This is a genomic window from Leclercia sp. LTM14, from assembly GCF_023736175.1.
Lineage (GTDB): Bacteria > Pseudomonadota > Gammaproteobacteria > Enterobacterales > Enterobacteriaceae > Enterobacter > Enterobacter barmai.
Genome location: NZ_JAIKTT010000002.1, coordinates 240,843 through 256,837, shown reverse-complemented (window position 1 = coordinate 256,837; position 15,995 = coordinate 240,843). Strand labels below are relative to the sequence as shown.

Annotated in this window: 14 protein-coding genes and 3 pseudogenes; 5 read left to right on the top strand and 12 right to left on the bottom strand. The window is 59.1% G+C overall.

From position 1 onward, the window contains the following. Positions 1-11: 11 nt before the first annotated feature. The 4 genes and pseudogenes from nhoA to K5I40_RS05575 all read right to left on the bottom strand — a co-directional run bounded on the left by nhoA (position 12) and on the right by K5I40_RS05575 (position 4,279). On the bottom strand, positions 12-857 hold the full coding sequence (gene nhoA, locus K5I40_RS05590; RefSeq protein ID WP_223075296.1) for an N-hydroxyarylamine O-acetyltransferase: 846 nt from the start codon (positions 855-857) through the stop codon (positions 12-14). A 71-nt stretch (positions 858-928) separates the two neighbouring features. Then, positions 929-2,584 (bottom strand): iron ABC transporter permease, encoded by a 1,656-nt coding sequence (locus K5I40_RS05585; protein WP_223075297.1) that lies wholly within the window; start codon positions 2,582-2,584, stop codon positions 929-931. A gap of 38 nt (positions 2,585-2,622) precedes the next feature. Then, entirely contained in the window at positions 2,623-3,591 is a 969-nt protein-coding gene (locus K5I40_RS05580; protein ID WP_223075298.1) for an ABC transporter substrate-binding protein, read from the bottom strand. Further along, positions 3,588-4,279 (bottom strand): annotated as a pseudogene (locus K5I40_RS05575) (ABC transporter ATP-binding protein). Before K5I40_RS05575 ends, K5I40_RS05580 begins: the two are co-directional and overlap by 4 nt. A gap of 136 nt (positions 4,280-4,415) precedes the next feature. Between K5I40_RS05575 and K5I40_RS05570 the strand changes: the two are divergent. Next, positions 4,416-4,991 carry a flavin reductase family protein gene (locus K5I40_RS05570; protein ID WP_223075299.1) on the top strand — a complete coding sequence of 192 codons (576 nt, stop codon included), beginning with the start codon at positions 4,416-4,418 and terminating at the stop codon, positions 4,989-4,991. Here the strand turns inward: K5I40_RS05570 and K5I40_RS05565 are convergent. Then, positions 4,985-5,602: a trypsin-like peptidase domain-containing protein gene (locus K5I40_RS05565; RefSeq protein ID WP_039028702.1), complete on the bottom strand. Its 618-nt coding sequence runs from the start codon at positions 5,600-5,602 to the stop codon at positions 4,985-4,987. The genes K5I40_RS05570 and K5I40_RS05565 overlap by 7 nt on opposite strands. A 14-nt stretch (positions 5,603-5,616) precedes the next feature. Then, on the bottom strand, positions 5,617-7,719 hold the full coding sequence (gene fusA, locus K5I40_RS05560; RefSeq protein ID WP_223075300.1) for an elongation factor G: 2,103 nt from the start codon (positions 7,717-7,719) through the stop codon (positions 5,617-5,619). Positions 7,720-7,998: 279 nt separating this feature from the next. Here fusA and K5I40_RS05555 point away from each other — a divergent pair, with 279 nt between their 5' ends. The 3 genes and pseudogenes from K5I40_RS05555 to K5I40_RS05545 all read left to right on the top strand — a co-directional run bounded on the left by K5I40_RS05555 (position 7,999) and on the right by K5I40_RS05545 (position 9,194). Then, positions 7,999-8,481 carry an Hcp family type VI secretion system effector gene (locus K5I40_RS05555; protein ID WP_223075301.1) on the top strand — a complete coding sequence of 161 codons (483 nt, stop codon included), beginning with the start codon at positions 7,999-8,001 and terminating at the stop codon, positions 8,479-8,481. Next, positions 8,478-8,952: pseudogene (locus K5I40_RS05550) on the top strand (DUF2778 domain-containing protein). The gene K5I40_RS05555 and the pseudogene K5I40_RS05550 overlap by 4 nt, the downstream one beginning before the upstream one ends. After that, a complete protein-coding gene (locus tag K5I40_RS05545; protein WP_223075303.1) occupies positions 8,952-9,194 on the top strand; it encodes a hypothetical protein in 243 nt (80 codons plus the stop codon). The pseudogene K5I40_RS05550 and the gene K5I40_RS05545 overlap by 1 nt, the downstream one beginning before the upstream one ends. 167 nt (positions 9,195-9,361) lie before the next feature. Here the strand turns inward: K5I40_RS05545 and K5I40_RS05540 are convergent, their stop codons facing one another. The 3 genes from K5I40_RS05540 to K5I40_RS05530 are packed head-to-tail and all read right to left on the bottom strand — an operon-like array spanning position 9,362 to position 13,018. Beyond that, positions 9,362-10,624 (bottom strand): glycerate kinase, encoded by a 1,263-nt coding sequence (locus K5I40_RS05540; protein WP_223075304.1) that lies wholly within the window; start codon positions 10,622-10,624, stop codon positions 9,362-9,364. Positions 10,625-10,627: 3 nt separating this feature from the next. After that, positions 10,628-11,695 carry a tartrate dehydrogenase gene (locus K5I40_RS05535; protein WP_223075305.1) on the bottom strand — a complete coding sequence of 356 codons (1,068 nt, stop codon included), beginning with the start codon at positions 11,693-11,695 and terminating at the stop codon, positions 10,628-10,630. A gap of 15 nt (positions 11,696-11,710) precedes the next feature. Continuing rightward, a complete protein-coding gene (locus tag K5I40_RS05530; RefSeq protein ID WP_223075306.1) occupies positions 11,711-13,018 on the bottom strand; it encodes an MFS transporter in 1,308 nt (435 codons plus the stop codon). Between the two features lie 128 nt (positions 13,019-13,146). On the opposite strand from K5I40_RS05530, the gene K5I40_RS05525 reads away from it, so the two are divergent. Then, positions 13,147-14,043 carry a LysR family transcriptional regulator gene (locus K5I40_RS05525; protein WP_223075307.1) on the top strand — a complete coding sequence of 299 codons (897 nt, stop codon included), beginning with the start codon at positions 13,147-13,149 and terminating at the stop codon, positions 14,041-14,043. Between the two features lie 133 nt (positions 14,044-14,176). Here the strand turns inward: K5I40_RS05525 and pptA are convergent, their stop codons facing one another. The 3 genes and pseudogenes from pptA to K5I40_RS05510 form a co-directional block, all read right to left on the bottom strand. Beyond that, positions 14,177-14,407 carry a tautomerase PptA gene (gene pptA / locus K5I40_RS05520; RefSeq protein WP_138369011.1) on the bottom strand — a complete coding sequence of 77 codons (231 nt, stop codon included), beginning with the start codon at positions 14,405-14,407 and terminating at the stop codon, positions 14,177-14,179. Positions 14,408-14,439: 32 nt separating this feature from the next. Next, positions 14,440-15,059: pseudogene (locus tag K5I40_RS05515) on the bottom strand (glutathione S-transferase family protein). A gap of 43 nt (positions 15,060-15,102) precedes the next feature. Then, positions 15,103-15,990, bottom strand: a complete 888-nt coding sequence (locus tag K5I40_RS05510) for a transporter substrate-binding domain-containing protein (protein WP_223075309.1) — start codon at positions 15,988-15,990, stop codon at positions 15,103-15,105. Positions 15,991-15,995 lie beyond the last annotated feature (5 nt).

Genomic DNA, 15,995 nt, shown 5'->3' with positions numbered 1-15,995 from the left:
CCCTTCCCACTCTATTTCCCCGCCTGCGGATGGGTTTCAAACCCGGCCATCACCGCCGTCAGTTCGGCCAGGGTAAAGCCGTGCTTCGGATCGTCCACGCCCAGCCCAAAGCGCTCCTGCATCACCTGATATAACGCTGCCGCATCCGGCAGGTTAACCTGCTCAACCGCGTGACCGTCCTGCCAGTGGGTAAAGTGGAAGTTGGTGATGGTCAGCTTGCCACCGTCGGGCAGGTGGCGGCACATCAGCAGATGGTGGCGGAAATGGGACTGCGGCCAGTGCGCGGACCAGAAGTTGCCCATCACGTAATCGGCCTGATATTGCGCGGTGAGATCGAAGTGATACATCGACTGCCAGTGCTCGTGATGGCGGAACTGCAACACCCAGTCGCTGCCGTCGTTGATCAGCCGGTACAGCCCGTGGGGCGTCGCCTGCTCCTCTTCGGCGATCAGACGAATCGGCGCGGTCAGGGTCTGTCCGCCAAAGCCGACGTCGGCTATCCAGGATTCACCGTCGAGCTCCACCAGCAGCAGACGGTGGGTGCGCGGCGGCATGTGCGGCGGGTTCGCCAGTACCACCCTGCCCAGCAGGCTTCGCACGTTAAAGCCCACCTCGCGAAGCACCCGCTCGAACAGGCCGTTCTGCTCAAAGCAGTACCCGCCGCGTCGGGCGGTGACCAGTTTATCGACCAGGGAGTGATCGTCGAGCTGGATCTCGCGCGGCAAAACCACATCGATATTCTCAAACGGGATGGCGCTGTTGTGATGCAGGTGCAGCGCCCGTAGGGTGGCGATATCCACGGAAACCGGCTGCTGCCAGCCGGTACGGGCGAAATAAGCGGTCAAAAACGGGGTCATGATGGGCTCCTTTAACATTTCTTCCTTGTTTATAAACTATATTTTTCAGCCCACTGTCGCAAAAGTGCTTTTTACCCACGCGTTGAGCGCTGCATGATCCCCAGCGCCGTCAGCATCAACACTAGCCCGGTCAGCAGCGTCAGGGTGGCCATCGCCATTCCCTGTCCGACGGAGCCCTGCTCGAACTGCCGCCATATAAACACCGACACGGTCTGCGTACCCGCCGGAGCCAGCAGCAGCGAGGTGACCAGCTCGCGGGAGGCAATAGCGAATACCATCAGCATCGCCGCCAGCATCGCCGGAGAGACCAGCGGCAACACAATAAAACGCAGCGCCTGCAATGCCGACGCGCCATGCACCCGGGCGGCAGGCTCGAGATTGCCCCCCAGCTGGCGCAGCGCGCTACCGACATAGCGCACCGGCCAGGGCAGCAGCAGGCAACAATAGGAGAGCAGCAAAATCGCCCAGCTGTTATAAGGCGATACCGGCCAGAACGGGCGGTTCCACAGCAGGATCAGCCCCACCCCGACCACCACGCCCGGCAAAGCAGCGGGCATCAGGGAGAGCGCATCCAGCAACCCCCGACCTTTGATCTTCTGGACCACCACCAGCCAGGCGGCCAGCAGCCCCAGCACCCCGGTGATACAGGCCGCGCCCAGCGCCAGGGACAGGCTGGTGCCTAACGCCGAGAGCGCATCTCCGTGCTGGCTGAACAGCGCAACATAGTGAGCGCCGGTCAGATTGGCCAGCGTCACCCCGCCGGACAGGGTCCCTAGTACGCCGGAAAGCGCCATCGACGCACCCGGCAGGATCACCGCAATAACCCCCACCAGCGCCATGAGCGCCACCACCGGCAGCGTAAACACCCCGGCGTTCGCCCCCATATTCTCCGTCGGTTTGCCGGTAATGCTGGTCACATCCTGATGACCGGTCAGCTTTTTCTGCAGCCACCAGGCGCTGAGCGCGATAGCCACCAGTACCACGGACAGCATCGACGCCCCCGAGAGATCGATCGGCCAGTCGGCGAGCTTTTTCTCGATATCGGTGGTCAGCATCAGCACGCCTGCACGCGTCCCCAGCGCGGCGGGCACGCCAAACTCTTCAATCGCCAGGGTGAAAGCCAGCAGCATTCCCGCCGCCAGCGACGGCGAGAGCATTGGCAAGGTGATATGCCAGAATGCCCGGCCGGGGCTGGCACCGTGAACGCGGGCCACCAGAGCAAGACGCTGCCCGCTCGCCAGCAGGCTGCGCGACACGGCAAAATAGACCACCGGGAAGATATTGAGCGCCATCACCAGCACAATCCCGGTCTTGCTGAACAGCAGATCGTTGAGGTTGAGCCCGGTCAGTTGTTGCAGATAGCCGTTGGTTTGCAGCACCAGCATCCACGACAGTGCGGCAATGTACGGCGGGGTTAAAAACGGGATCAGAAACAGCAGATCCCAGAGTTTCGGTAGCGGCAGATTAAACAGGCCGCGTGCCACCCCGAGTGGAAAACCAATAAGAGCACTGACCAGCGCCACGCCGAGGGCGATTTGCAGCGTCCCGCCCAGCATGCCCGGTAGCTGCGGCTCGGCCAGCAGCGTGCTGATACCGCTAAACGCCCCGGAGAACTGCCCGGCGCTGAACTGCGGGAACACCGCCTGCAGCAGAATAAAGGTCAGCGGAAACGCCACCAGGATCAGCAGTAGCCCCAGCGTCGTCAGCGAAAGATATTTAGGATTCACAAAGCAGTCCTGAAGACGGGGTTGCCCCCGTCGCATGATTATAAGGTGAAGAGCGTGTTGAAACGCTTGAGGATATCGCTACGTTCACTGGAACCGTCGCTTTTGGTCGGCAGGATTTTCAGGTCGTTAAGCAGCGGACGTTTGGCCTGCACGTCGCCACGGGCGGGCATCAGCCAGGCATCGGCTACCATCGCCTGACCTTCTGGCGACAGAACGTAATCCACGAACGCTTTGGCGTCATCCGCATGCTGGCTGGATTTGAGGATCATCATTGGACGCGGGGCAATCACCGTGCCGCTGGCCGGGAAGATAACCTTCAGGGATTCGCCCTGGCTGATGTTGCCATACGAGACGTAGTCCACCGCGCCAAAGACCGCCGCTTTCGCCCCCTGCATCACCGGCGTCACCGCCTGCGCATTCGGGCCGCTCACCACCATGCCGTTCTTTTTCAGCTCATCAAACAGGGTCCAGGCCTTATCGCCCATACCATTTTGCAGCCCGATCAGCAGATCCAGCGACGCCCCCGACAGCGCCGGGTCCGGCGTAGTGACTTTATCTTTAAAAGCGTCGGTGGTCAGATCGCGCCACTCTTTCGGCTCCGGGGTGCCGCTTTTGGTGTTCCAGACGATGCCTAACGCCGACACGCCCTGGGCGACAAAGTCGTCTGATTTCAGTTCCGCAGGCACGTTGGCCGCGTTAGCGCTCTGGTACGGCAGCAGCCAGCCACGGTTGTGCAGATCTTCTGCGGTATCCCATGAAGCGGAGATCAGAATATCGGCCTGCGGGTTGGCCTGCTCTGCCTCGAGGCGGGCCATCACTTTACCGGTGGTGGCCTGGAAAATATCCACCTTCACGCCGGTTTTCTTCTCAAAACCGCTGGCCAGATTTTTGGCAAGCGACCCCGGCCCCGCGGTGTAGACGGTCAGCGCGTGGGCGCTGGACATCATAACGGACGATAACGCCATGGCTAACAGCACTCCTTTTTTGACGGACATTGCAGCTTTCATGCGAACTCCCCTGAGGTGGTAATCAAACGATCGGCAGCAACGCTGCCAGCAGACAAATGCACGATGCGATCGGCCAGGATTTCAGCCTCCCGGCGGTCGTGGGTAACATAGACGGCGGTGGTGCCGAGCTGGCGCAGCAGCGTGGCCATCTCGTGACACAAGGTTCCACGCAGTTCGCTGTCGAGGTTGGAGAGAGGCTCGTCAAACAGTAGCACCCGCGGCTCGGCGACAATGGCCCGGGCCAGCGCCACGCGCTGTTGCTGCCCGCCGGAAAGCCCGGCCGGTTTGCGTTCGGCAAAATCGCTTAAGCCAACGCGCGCCAGAGCCTGCGCCACGCGGCTGTCGCGTTCCTGACGCGGGACATTGCGCATTCTCAGCGGGAACATCACATTCTGTGCCACGGTCATGTGCGGCCAGAGGGCGTAATCCTGGAACACCATGCCGATGTCCCGGGCTTCCGGCGGCAGTGCCCATCCGGTTTTGCCACCAGGCGATCGCCAAAATGGATCTCCCCCTCTGCGGGCTGGGTTAACCCCGCCAGCAGACGCAACAGGGTACTTTTCCCGCAGCCCGACGGCCCCAGCAGCGCAACCACGCTACCCGGCTCGATATGCAGATCGATTTGATTCAATACGGTATTCGCGCCAAAAGCGTACGACACGCCTTTGAGCGAGATGGAAGTGAGCATATTGTTATCCTCTTTGGGATTTGATGCTCGCCACTGTAGGCAGCTTATGTGACGTAAATATGACGTGTTTGTTGCATATTGATTTCTGATGGCTTTCAGGCGTTTAATGCCTGCACCTGTCCTGCGAGGAAAATCGATGAGCCACTTCCGCCCCGTTGAGTTAATGCACGCCAGCCGCCTGTTGAATCACGGCCCGACAATCCTGATCACCAGCCGCGACGACACCCTTGAACGGCGCAACGTGATGGCCGCCGCCTGGTCGATGCCGGTCGAGTTCGAACCGCCGCGCATCGCCATCGTGGTGGATAAAAGCGCCTGGTCGCGGGAGCTGATTGAGCGCAGCGGCATGTTCGGGATTGTGGTTCCCGGCGTGGCGGCCACCAACTGGACCTACGCCGTGGGCAGCGTCAGCGGGCGCGAGGAGGATAAGTTTAACTGCTACGGTATCCCGGTGATTAACGGCCCGGTGCTGGGGCTGCCGGTGATCGAAGAGAAGTGCCTGGCCTGGATGGAGTGCCGTCTGCTGCCCGCCACCTCCGCCGCAGAAAAATATGACACCCTTTTTGGCGAAGTGGTTTCTGCCGCCGCAGACGAGCGGGCGTTCGTGGCCGGACACTGGCAGTTTGACGACGATAAACGCAATACCCTGCATCATCTCGGCGCGGGGACTTTTGTCACCAGCGGTCGGCAGGTGAAAGCGCCCGGTCAGTAAGTTTTATAGGGGATGCGCATCCGGTCCAGCACGTTAGTAAAATCCTGCACCGCGATAAAGACCACCGCTCCTTCCCCCGGGATGACGTTGGTGATGATCCCCACCGTCTCCCCGGTCAGGCTGTCGATCACCGGCCCGCCTGACATGCCGGATACCGCCCCCGCCCCGGTGACAATCCCGTAATAGCAGCCGTTGCGCTTAACGAAGCCGTCGATCTTGCCCCGGCTGGATTTCGGCAGGCTGTTGATGGCGCTGTAGCCGAACAGAGTGACGTTGCGCCCGGCCCGGGCGTAGGCCAGTTGATGCACGATCTTTCCGAGGTTGTTATCGGCAATCACCGCCACATCGCAGATGGGGTGCTGGGCTTTGATCGGCTTCAGAAGCGGCACCGCGACGTGCGCGGCGGTGAGCGACAGGGTGCTGGAGACCGGAAACGTGGTGCCCTGCATCCCGGCCACAAACCAGTTCAGCGGCGCCGGCAGGCCGATAAAAACCATGTCCGCCTGTTTCGTGGCGGCAAAGTCGGTTTTGCTGGTACCGGACATCACCACGCACCCCAGCAGCAACAGGGGGGCGGCGGTGACGGCGAGAGCGAGATGCAGGCGCTTCATGGTTCGCCCGGTCTCTACTTTTTCGAGCGTCCGGCGATGATCTCATCGGCCACAACGCGCGGCGCTTCGGCGTAGTGGTGGAACTCCATGCTGTAAGTCGCCCGCCCCTGCGACATCGACCGCAGCGTGGTGGCGTAGCCGAACATCTCCGCCAGCGGCACGTCGGCGCGGATTATCTGGCTGCCGAACTGCTCCTCCATCCCCTGCACCAGCCCGCGCCGGGACGAGAGGTCGCCCATGATATTCCCGGCGTACTCTTCCGGGGTTTCGACCTCCACGTGCATCATTGGCTCCAGGATCACCGGGTCGGCCTTGCGCGCCGCGTCCTTGAAGCCAAAGATCGCCGCCATACGAAACGCCATCTCCGAGGAGTCGACGTCGTGATAGGAGCCGAAGGTCAGGGTCGCTTTGATATCCACCACCGGATAACCCGCCAGCACGCCGCTGTTCATCGCCTCGCGCAGCCCTTTCTCAACCGACGGAATATACTCCCGCGGCACCACCCCGCCCTTGGTGGCATCGACAAAGGCGAAGCCGCTGCCCGGCTCCTGCGGTTCGAGGCTCAGCACCACGTGGCCGTACTGCCCTTTGCCCCCGGACTGGCGGACAAATTTGCCTTCAACGTCGCTCACCGCTTTGCGGATGGTCTCCCGGTAGGTCACCTGCGGACGGCCAATGTTGGCCTCGACGCCGAACTCGCGCTTCATGCGGTCGACAATGATCTCAAGATGCAGTTCGCCCATCCCGGAGATAATGGTCTGGCCGGATTCTTCATCGGTATGCAGGTGGAAGGAAGGATCTTCCGCCGCCAGACGATGCAGGGCGATGCCCATTTTCTCCTGATCGGCCTTGGTTTTCGGCTCGATAGAAAGCGAGATCACCGGGTCCGGGAACTCCATCCGCTCAAGGGTGATCACCGCATTGGGGTCGGTCAGGGTATCGCCGGTGGTGACATCCTTCAGCCCCACGCAGGCGGCGATATCCCCGGTTCTGAGCTCTTCGACATCATGACGGTCGTTGGCGTGCATCAGCACAATGCGCCCGATGCGCTCCTTTTTGCCCTTCACCGGATTAAACACCGCGTCGCCTTTTTTCAGCACCCCGGAGTAGACGCGGATAAAGGTCAGCTGGCCGACGTAGGGGTCCGACATCAGCTTGAACGCCAGCGCCGAGAAGGGTTCGTCGTCGTTGGGGTGACGCTCGGCGTGCTGGCCTTTTTCATCCACGCCGTCGATAGCGGGCACGTCGAGGGGCGACGGCATAAACTCGATCACCGCATCGAGCATCCGCTGCACCCCTTTGTTTTTAAAGGCGCTTCCGCAGAGCATCGGCTGGATCTCCCCGGCCACCGTGCGTTTACGTAAGCCGCGGATGATTTCCGCCTCGTCGAGATCGCCGGTTTCGAGGTATTTATCCATCAGCTCGTCGCTGGCTTCCGCCGCCGCCGAGACCATTTTTTCCCGCCAGGCTTGCGCCGTCGCCAGCAAATCGTCCGGCACTGGGGCATAGCTGAAGGTCATCCCCTGTGTAGCGTCATCCCAGAGGATGGCCCGCATATGGATCAGGTCGACTACCCCGGTAAAGTGATCTTCCGCGCCGATGGGGATGACAATCGGCACCGGATGGGCTTTCAGCCGGTCGATCATCATCTGCACAACGTGAAAGAAATCGGCTCCCGGCCGATCCATCTTGTTCACAAAGGCAATGCGCGGCACCCGGTACTTGTTGGCCTGCCGCCAGACCGTTTCCGACTGCGGCTGCACCCCGCCCACCGAGTCGTACACCATCACCGCGCCGTCCAGCACCCGCATGGAGCGCTCCACCTCAATGGTGAAATCGACGTGCCCGGGGGTGTCGATAATGTTGATGCGGTGCGGCTCAAACTCGCGATCCATGCCGGACCAGAAACAGCTCACCGCCGCCGAAGTGATGGTAATCCCCCGCTCCTGCTCCTGCGCCATCCAGTCGGTGATCGCCGCGCCATCATGGACCTCCCCCATCTTGTGACTCACCCCGGTATAGAACAGGATGCGCTCGGTAGTGGTGGTTTTACCGGCATCAATATGTGCCGAGATACCGATGTTGCGATAACGCTCGAGAGGAATGGGCCGGTTCATGATGCATCCTTATTTAATGGACATGAAAATCACGCGCTGGGTTAGCGCGTGGAGGTATGTAGATCAGTGTAGTGCCCTGTAAACCGGGGGACGGGTGATTTGGCGGTGGGAAGTCTGAGAAAATTTGAATGCGTGTGATTTTAGATGCCTGCCAGTTCAGTTGAATTTACTTTCATAAATGCAAAACCGCATCTGTTATCTGACTAAATATTTTTGCAAATAAACCTTATTTTAAGTATGGTTTTATTGAATTTATCAACTGTATAAAGGATTACATAAATGGCAATTCCCGCTTACTTATGGATGAAAGATGATGGTGGTGCTGATATTAAAGGATCGGTTGATGTTAAAGATCGTGAAGGAAGCATAGAAGTTCTGGGTTTTAGTCATGGATTACACTTACCGACTGATAATAGCGCAGGTAAAATCACTGGAACGCGGTTACATGCGCCATTAACATTCCAGAAAGAATTTGATTCCTCAAGCCCATATATTTATAAGGCTGTAGCAAAGGGACAAACACTCAAAAGCGTAGAAATAAAATGGTATAAAATTAACTACTCAGGGCAAGAGGAAGAGTACTTCAACATGTTACTTGAGAACGTTAAGGTTATTTCAATTTGCCCTATGATGCACGATTGTAAAAATCCAGCAACTGAAAAGCATAATCATCTGGAAGCGGTCTCCTTGAGATATGAAAAAATCACATGGAAATATTGTGATGGAAACGTGATTTTCTCGGATAGCTGGAATGAACGATGATCCAATGCACCTTTCATCTAAATGGCAATCAACTCAGTAATCTGAGCTGCCCGGGATAGTTTTTTCCCTGCTTATTCTGGTACAGGCACGTCACGCAACAATGCTAATGATATTGCAATACCCTCTATCGGGCCGCTACCGCCAGGTTTGTACTACATTGTAACGCGTGGTACTGGCGGCATATTAACAGGGTTAAGTGATGCTTTTGCGTCATTTGTATCAGGCTCTGACAGGTCAGTATGGTTTGCTTTATACAGACATGACGCACAAATTGACGATATTACATTCATAGGACATGTAGAAAGAGGACACTTTCGTTTACATCCTGCAGGTTATAAGGGCGTAAGTGAAGGTTGTATTACTATGCCGCGTCTATCTGATTTTATGCTTTTACGTGATGTTTTGCTTAAAACGCCAACCATACAAGTAACGTCCTCATTAACTGCTTTCGGTACTATACAGGTGTACTAATGAAGCCTATGCATTTCGTATTTTTATGGATTGGGGAAGCATTTCTGTTCACTCTGGCATTGATAACCTTGTATTTATTTATACCAGAAATGAAAGCCTATGATTTAATAAGATTGTATACTGGCGTTATTCCTGGTGATACATGGGACAAATATTACTTCCTTGCTCTTTGCATCACTGCATTATTAACAGTTAGCGTCATTGTTTATATCCTTGCATTGTTTAAGAAAAGACAACATTAAAACATTTGTATAATTGACTGATATCAATATACAACAAGAGGAATTTCCTGAAGTAGCCTCGCAAATCGTTGAGAAAAACGCCGGGTGGCGGCTGCGCCTTACCCGGCCTACAGGGTTCGTGCTGTTGTAGGCAGGGCAAAGCGAAGCTGCCGCCCGGCGATACCCCCTCACCTGACCACTACCACCCGTATATCATTCACGTTGGTTAACGTCGGGCCGGTCACCACCAGATCCCCCAGCGCAGCGAAGTAGCTGTAACTGTCGTGTCCGCGCAGCATCGCCTTCGCATCCAGCGTAGTGCGCGACAGCGTATCCGGCGTGACGATGGCCCCTGCGGCATCCTCGGTGCCGTCGATACCGTCGCTGTCCCCCGCGATGGCGTAGATCCCCTCCTCGCCCTTCAGCGCGCAGGCCAGCGCCAGCAGGAACTCGGTGTTGCGCCCGCCGCGTCCGCAGCCGGTGTCGCCAATGGTCACCGTGGTCTCGCCGCCACTCAGCAGCACCGCAGGGCCTTTCACCGGCAGGCCGTGCTGCTTCACGGATTTCGCGATCCCGGCCATAACAATCCCCAGTTGGGCGCTTTCGCCCTCCAGCGCATCGCCCAGAATCAATGGGGTGTAGCCCATCCGCCGGGCAACCTCTGCGGCGGCGGCCAGCGCCCCGGACGGCGTGGCGATCAGGCGGATATCCTCGTCAATGTCCGCAGGCGTCACCGGCGCGCGCGGGGTTCGCATCACCCGCATCACCGGCTCCGGCAGATCCAGACCGTAGCGGGCGATAATCTCCAGCGCCTCTTCGGTTGTTGAGCTGTCCGCCACCGTTGGGCCGGAGGCGATGCTCTGGGGATCGTCGCCGGGCACGTCGCTGATGATAAGCGTGATCACCCGGGCGGGTCTGGCGGCCAGCGCCAGGCGGCCGCCTTTAATGTCAGAGAGCTGCTTGCGAACGGTATTCATCTCGTTGATGGTCGCCCCGCTCTTCAACAGCGCCTTGTTCACCGCCTGCTTGTCGGCAAGCGTGATCCTCTTACGCGGCAGCGCCAGCAGCGACGAGCCCCCGCCGGAGATCAGCGCGATCACGCAGTCGTCGGCGGTAAGATTTTTCACCTGCTCCATCATCAGCATCGAGGCCACTTCGCTCATCGCGTCCGAGACCGGGTGCGCCGCCTCGACGATGCGGATTTTTTGCGTCGGAGCCGCGTGACCGTAACGGGTCACTACCACACCCTGCAGATCCACATCCGGCCAGGCGGCCTCCAGCGCGGCGGCCATGGCGGCGCTGGCTTTCCCGGCCCCGACCACAATGCAGCGGCCGCGCGGTTTTTCCGGCAGAGCTTTGAGTAGCGCTTCGTGGGGATCGGCACTCTTCACTGCCGCCATGAAGATCTCAGTAAGCGCCCCTCTCAGGGCGCTGTCGTCGTGTTGAGCCATAAGTCAGCCTTCTGCGATGGCGCGGATCACCGCCTGGGTGACCTCGCGGGTATTGGCCGTGCCGCCCACGTCCGGGGTCATGATCCCCTCTGCGCAGACCTGCTCCACGGCGGTCATCAGACGGGCGGCGGCTTCGCCTTCACCCAGATGCTCCAGCATCTGCGCCGCGGTCCAGAAGCTGGCGACCGGGTTGGCGATGCCCTTGCCGGTGATATCAAACGCCGAGCCGTGGATCGGTTCGAACATCGACGGGAAGCGGCGCTCCGGGTCGATATTAGCGGTCGGCGCCACCCCCAGGCTGCCCGCCAGGGCGCCTGCCAGATCGGAGAGGATGTCGGCGTGCAGGTTGGTGGCCACGATGGTGTCCAGCGACTCCGGGTGCAGGGTCATACGGACGGTCATGGCATCCACCAGCATTTTGTCCCAGGTGACGTCCGGGAACTCACGGGCGACTTCGGCGGCGATCTCATCCCACATCACCATCCCGTGACGCTGGGCGTTGGACTTGGTCACCACGGTTAACAGCTTTCGCGGACGCGTCTGCGCCAGACGGAAGGCATAGCGCATGATGCGCGTCACCCCGGTGCGGGTGAAAATCGCCACCTCGGTGCCCACCTCTTCCGGCAGACCGCGGTGCGCCCGCCCGCCGTGACCGGAGTATTCCCCTTCCGAGTTCTCACGCACAATCACCCAGTCGAGAGTGCCCGGCACCGCCTTGCGCAGCGGAGACTGAATGCCCGGCAGGATTTTGGTCGGTCGCACGTTGGCGTACTGGTCGAAGCCCTGGCAAATCGGCAGACGCAGCCCCCACAGGGTGATGTGGTCCGGCACGTCCGGGGCACCCACCGCACCAAAGTAGATGGCATCAAAAGCTTTTAACTGCGCCAGTCCGTCCTCCGGCATCATCACGCCGTGGGTTTTGTAATAGTCCGAACCCCATTCAAAGGTGTGTACCGAGAAACGCATATTTCCCTGACGCTGCGCCAGCGCATGTAACACCTCTACCCCTGCGGTGATCACTTCCGGACCGATACCGTCTGCGGGGATGGCTGCAATCGCGTAATCTTTCATCTGTGTTTCCTTTAATTAATGTTTTGACTGAACTAAGGGTTCGCTGGTCTGGGTTTTACGGCTGGATGCCGACAGCCAGAGCACAACAAGCGAGGAGAGGATCAGTAACGCGGCGACAAACCACAGCCCCCAGGTGTAACTGCCGGTGTGCTGCTTAATCAGGCCAATCATGAACGGGCCGACAAAGCCGCCGAGATTGCCGAGTGAGTTGATGGTGGCGATACCTGCAGCCGCCGCTGAACCGGAAAGGAACAGCGTTGGCATGCTCCACAGCGGCGGTTTAGAGGCGCTGATGCCGCAGTTAACGATGGTCAGAGCCAGGATCACGCCGACGATGCTTGCCGTACTGCCCGCCATAAACAGCCCGGCAGCAGCCACGATGCAGGCGGCAATCACGTGCCACGAGCGTTCGCCGGTTTTGTCCGAATGACGCGCCCAGAGCACCATCGCCACCACCGCAATCACCGCCGGAATAGCGTTCAGCAGGCCGACGGTCATGGAGGAGACGCCGAGGGTTTTGATGATCTGCGGGGACCAGATACCCAGGGTATAGAGCCCGGCGGAGGTGCCGAAGTAGACCAGGGAGAGCGCCAGCACGCGTTTATCCAGCAGCCCTTTCCAGACGCTGTGCTGCGCCGTGGCCTGTTTCGCCGCCTGCTCGCGTTGCAGGGTGCCAATCAGCCAGCCGCGCTCCTCTTCGCTGAGCCATTTCGCTTTTTCCGGGCGGTCGGTCAGCCAGAACAGCACCACCACGCCGAGGATCACCGCCGGAACCGCTTCCAGAACAAACATCCACTGCCAGCCGGCAAAGCCCATCATGCCGTGCATCTCCAGCAGCGCGGCGGAGATCGGCGAGCCGAGCGCGGTGGAGATGGGGGCCGCCGCCATAAAGATGGCTGTGACCTGGGCGCGCTTCTGTGCCGGGAACCAGTAGCTTAAGTAGAGGATGATCCCCGGGAAGAACCCGGCTTCCGCCACGCCGAGCAGGAAACGCAGGGTGTAGAAGCTGGTGGTGCCCTGAACAAAGGCCATGCCACCAGAGACCAGCCCCCAGGTGATCATCACCCGCGCAATCCAGATGCGCGCCCCGACCTTGTGCAGGATGAGATTGGACGGGACTTCAAACAGGAAATAGCCGAGGAAGAAGATCCCGGCCCCAAAGCCAAACACCGCCGGAGAGAAACCGAGGTCGGCATTCATGGTGAGCGCCGCGAAACCGATGTTCACGCGGTCAAGGAAGGCGATGAAGTACAACAGCATGATGAAGGGCACGATGCGCAAGGTGATTTTGCGCATTACCCGTTGTTCGATTGTGCAGGTCATGTGAGGTGTTCCTCTAATTATTTTGTAGGGTACGCAGTCGGGCTGCTTTGATGAGTATGCTGATATTTCTTGCATGATCATGCGCATCGGTTTATACAAAAAAATGCAATAATCACGAGCGAGCCAAAATGGAACTACAACACCTGCGCTGTTTCCTGGCGGTGGCGGAGACCCTGCATTTCGGCCAGGCGGCACAGCGCCTGGATATGCTGCCCTCCGCCCTGGGAAGAAATATTCGTCTTTTAGAAGAGGCACTTGGCACACGTCTGTTCACCCGATCGACCCGCCGGGTGGCGCTTACCGAGAACGGCGTCCTGCTGCGGGAAGAGGCGCGAAAACTGCTCGCCCATGCCGACGCGATTATGTTGCAATTTCGTCAAAATCCGCGCCGTTCGCAGCCGCTTTTACGCGTCGGAACTATCGACAGTGCGGCCATCGGCTTACTGCCCGGGCTGCTGCAGCTGTTCCGCCAGCACTACCCGGAGGTGGAGATCCAGCTGTTCGAGGATAAGACGGTGCATCTGCTGCCGAAGCTGAAAAGCGGCAGGCTGGATCTGGTGTTTATCCGCCCGCCTGCCCAGCTCGACGTGCAGTTTGGCCGGGCGTTTTTGTGCAACGAGCCGGGTATTCTGGCCCTGCCCGCCAGCCATCCTTTTGCGGAGCGCGACGCGGTAGATATTGTGGAGCTGGAAGGGATGCCGATGATCCTGCCCGAGCGGCGTTCACGCCCGCACAGCCACGACCTGACCATGAAGCTGTTCCATCACGCTGGCATTGAGGTGACAGTGTCACAGATGGCGGATGAGAAGCAGACCATTATCAATCTGGTGGCGGCGGGAATTGGGCTGGCGATTGTGCCCGCATGGAGCAGTCGCTATCTGATGCCGGGGGTAAAGTTTGTGAAGCTGAACGGTGCCGATCGGATGGGAATGCCGCTGGAGGCGGTGTGGATGACCGGAGCCCAGGATGAGATTCGGGATAATATGCTATTGATGCTTGACGAGCATCCGGAGTTGTATGTTTAGCACCGTGCGGTCTGTTTGCCGGGCGGCGCTGCGCTTGCCCGGCCTACGGGTTCCGCGCCTTTGTAGGCCCCGGCAGAACAACGCACGGTCCTTTGTAGGCCGGGCAAGGCGTAGCCGCCGCCCGGCAAAAAACTTACATCGAATAACCCGGCTTCTTAATCAGCTCATCCAGCTTCGGGCCAATCTCCGTATCCCAGACCTGCGCTTTCCAGTCCGCTTCCTGAACTTCGTTCAGGGCCACGGAGATGGAGCGATCTTTACTGTTCAAATGACGGGTGATCACCTCGGCGATATCCGCCGCCAGGGCGCTTTTTTGTTCGTCGTTCAGGTCGCGGGGAAAACATTTGATATCAACGTGTGGCATATGCAGGGCTCCTTTTGAATGTGCATTCCAGACTAGCAGAGAATGTGGTTGTCTTTTAGCACCTTGTGCAGTTTCGGGAGCTTGCACAGGCTATCGGCAATCGCCGTGATGTTCGGCGTGTCGGCGGCAAACCAGTCCGGGCGGGGTCCCCAGATGCGCATCACGCACAGGTAGCAGTCCACCAGCGTGATCTCTTCGCCAAAGGCATAGGGGGCGGCCTTCAGGTGATTATCCAGCCACAGATAGAGCGATTTACGGTATTCAATGCAGTTTTTTGCAACTGGTCAGGCGCATCCGGCGCCCAACGCTCCGGGTAATCCGCATAGGTAAAAGTGGGATAAACGTTAGCGACCAGCCAGATCAGCAGGCGCTGAAACTGCTGACGCTCCGCGCGTCCGACCGGGGGCGCCAGCTCCGGACAGCGGTCGAGGATCATCAACGCGATCGCCGCCGTTTCTGTCATGATCTCGCCATTTTCCAGCTCGAGGGTCGGGACCTGACACAGAGGATTGAGTTTTTCCAGCAGCTCTCGCGTGGCACCCGGTTTATCGAAACCCTCGACGTCGATGAACTGATAGGGAATGTCGGCCAGGGTCAGCATCACCTCACTGATGGCTGAGCCCCAGCCCGGTACGCCATAGACTTTAATCATGCTCTCTCCACTTGCGGGTCAAAACCCTAAGTGTAGAGCAGCATCAGTAGGTGATCCCCGGCGGATTGACCACCGACTGCGCCACCGCTTCACCCTGTTCGCCCCAGCGCGCCAGCACCTGCTGGTATTCACCCCGCTGGATAGCCCCGTCCAGCGCGGCCTGTAAGGCATACACCAGCTCGTTACCCTTTTTGGTGGTGGTCGCCACATAGGCTTTTTTCGGCCCCAGCCCCACCACCTTTGTTTTGCCGGTCAGCGCCGCTTTATAGGCCGAGACCGACTGCGGGCCAAAGAACACATCCGCCCTGCCGGACTGAATATAGAGATTGCCGGAGGCATCGTCGGTCAGGTAAACCGGTAGCGCAGGCTCGCGCCCGGCGTTTTTGTTCTCCTCGTTCCAGCCCAGCAGGATGCGTTCCTGGTTGGTGCCGGACCCGACAATCACCTTCTTGCCCGCCAGATCGGCGGCGTTTTTGATCGTCTGCACGTCACTGGTGGATTTCACCGAGAAGGCCAGGTTATCGACGCGATAGGTGGCGAAATCAAACTTCTGTTTACGCTGCTCGGTCACCGCAATGTTCACCAGCGCCACGTCATAGCGCCCGGAGGTGATGCCCAGCGGCCAGTCCTCCCACGCCGTCGGCACCAGTTTGAGCTTTAAGCCGAGGCTGCCCGCCAGCAGCCGGGCGATGTCCGGGTCGCTGCCGATGCGGGTACGGTTGTCACTGGCCAGCAACGCCAGCGGCGGCGAGTTGAGGGCCGATATCGCCACGGTTAAGGTTCCCGGCTCAACAAACTTATAGCTGGCCGGGATCTTCGCCACCGCCTGTGGGTCTACCGTCACCGGCAGCGGCTGCTCGTTGGCCTTTAAATCAATCTCCGCGTGGCTTGCAGAGGCCACCATTAACAATGCCAGTACTCCCTTTTTCATCTTCT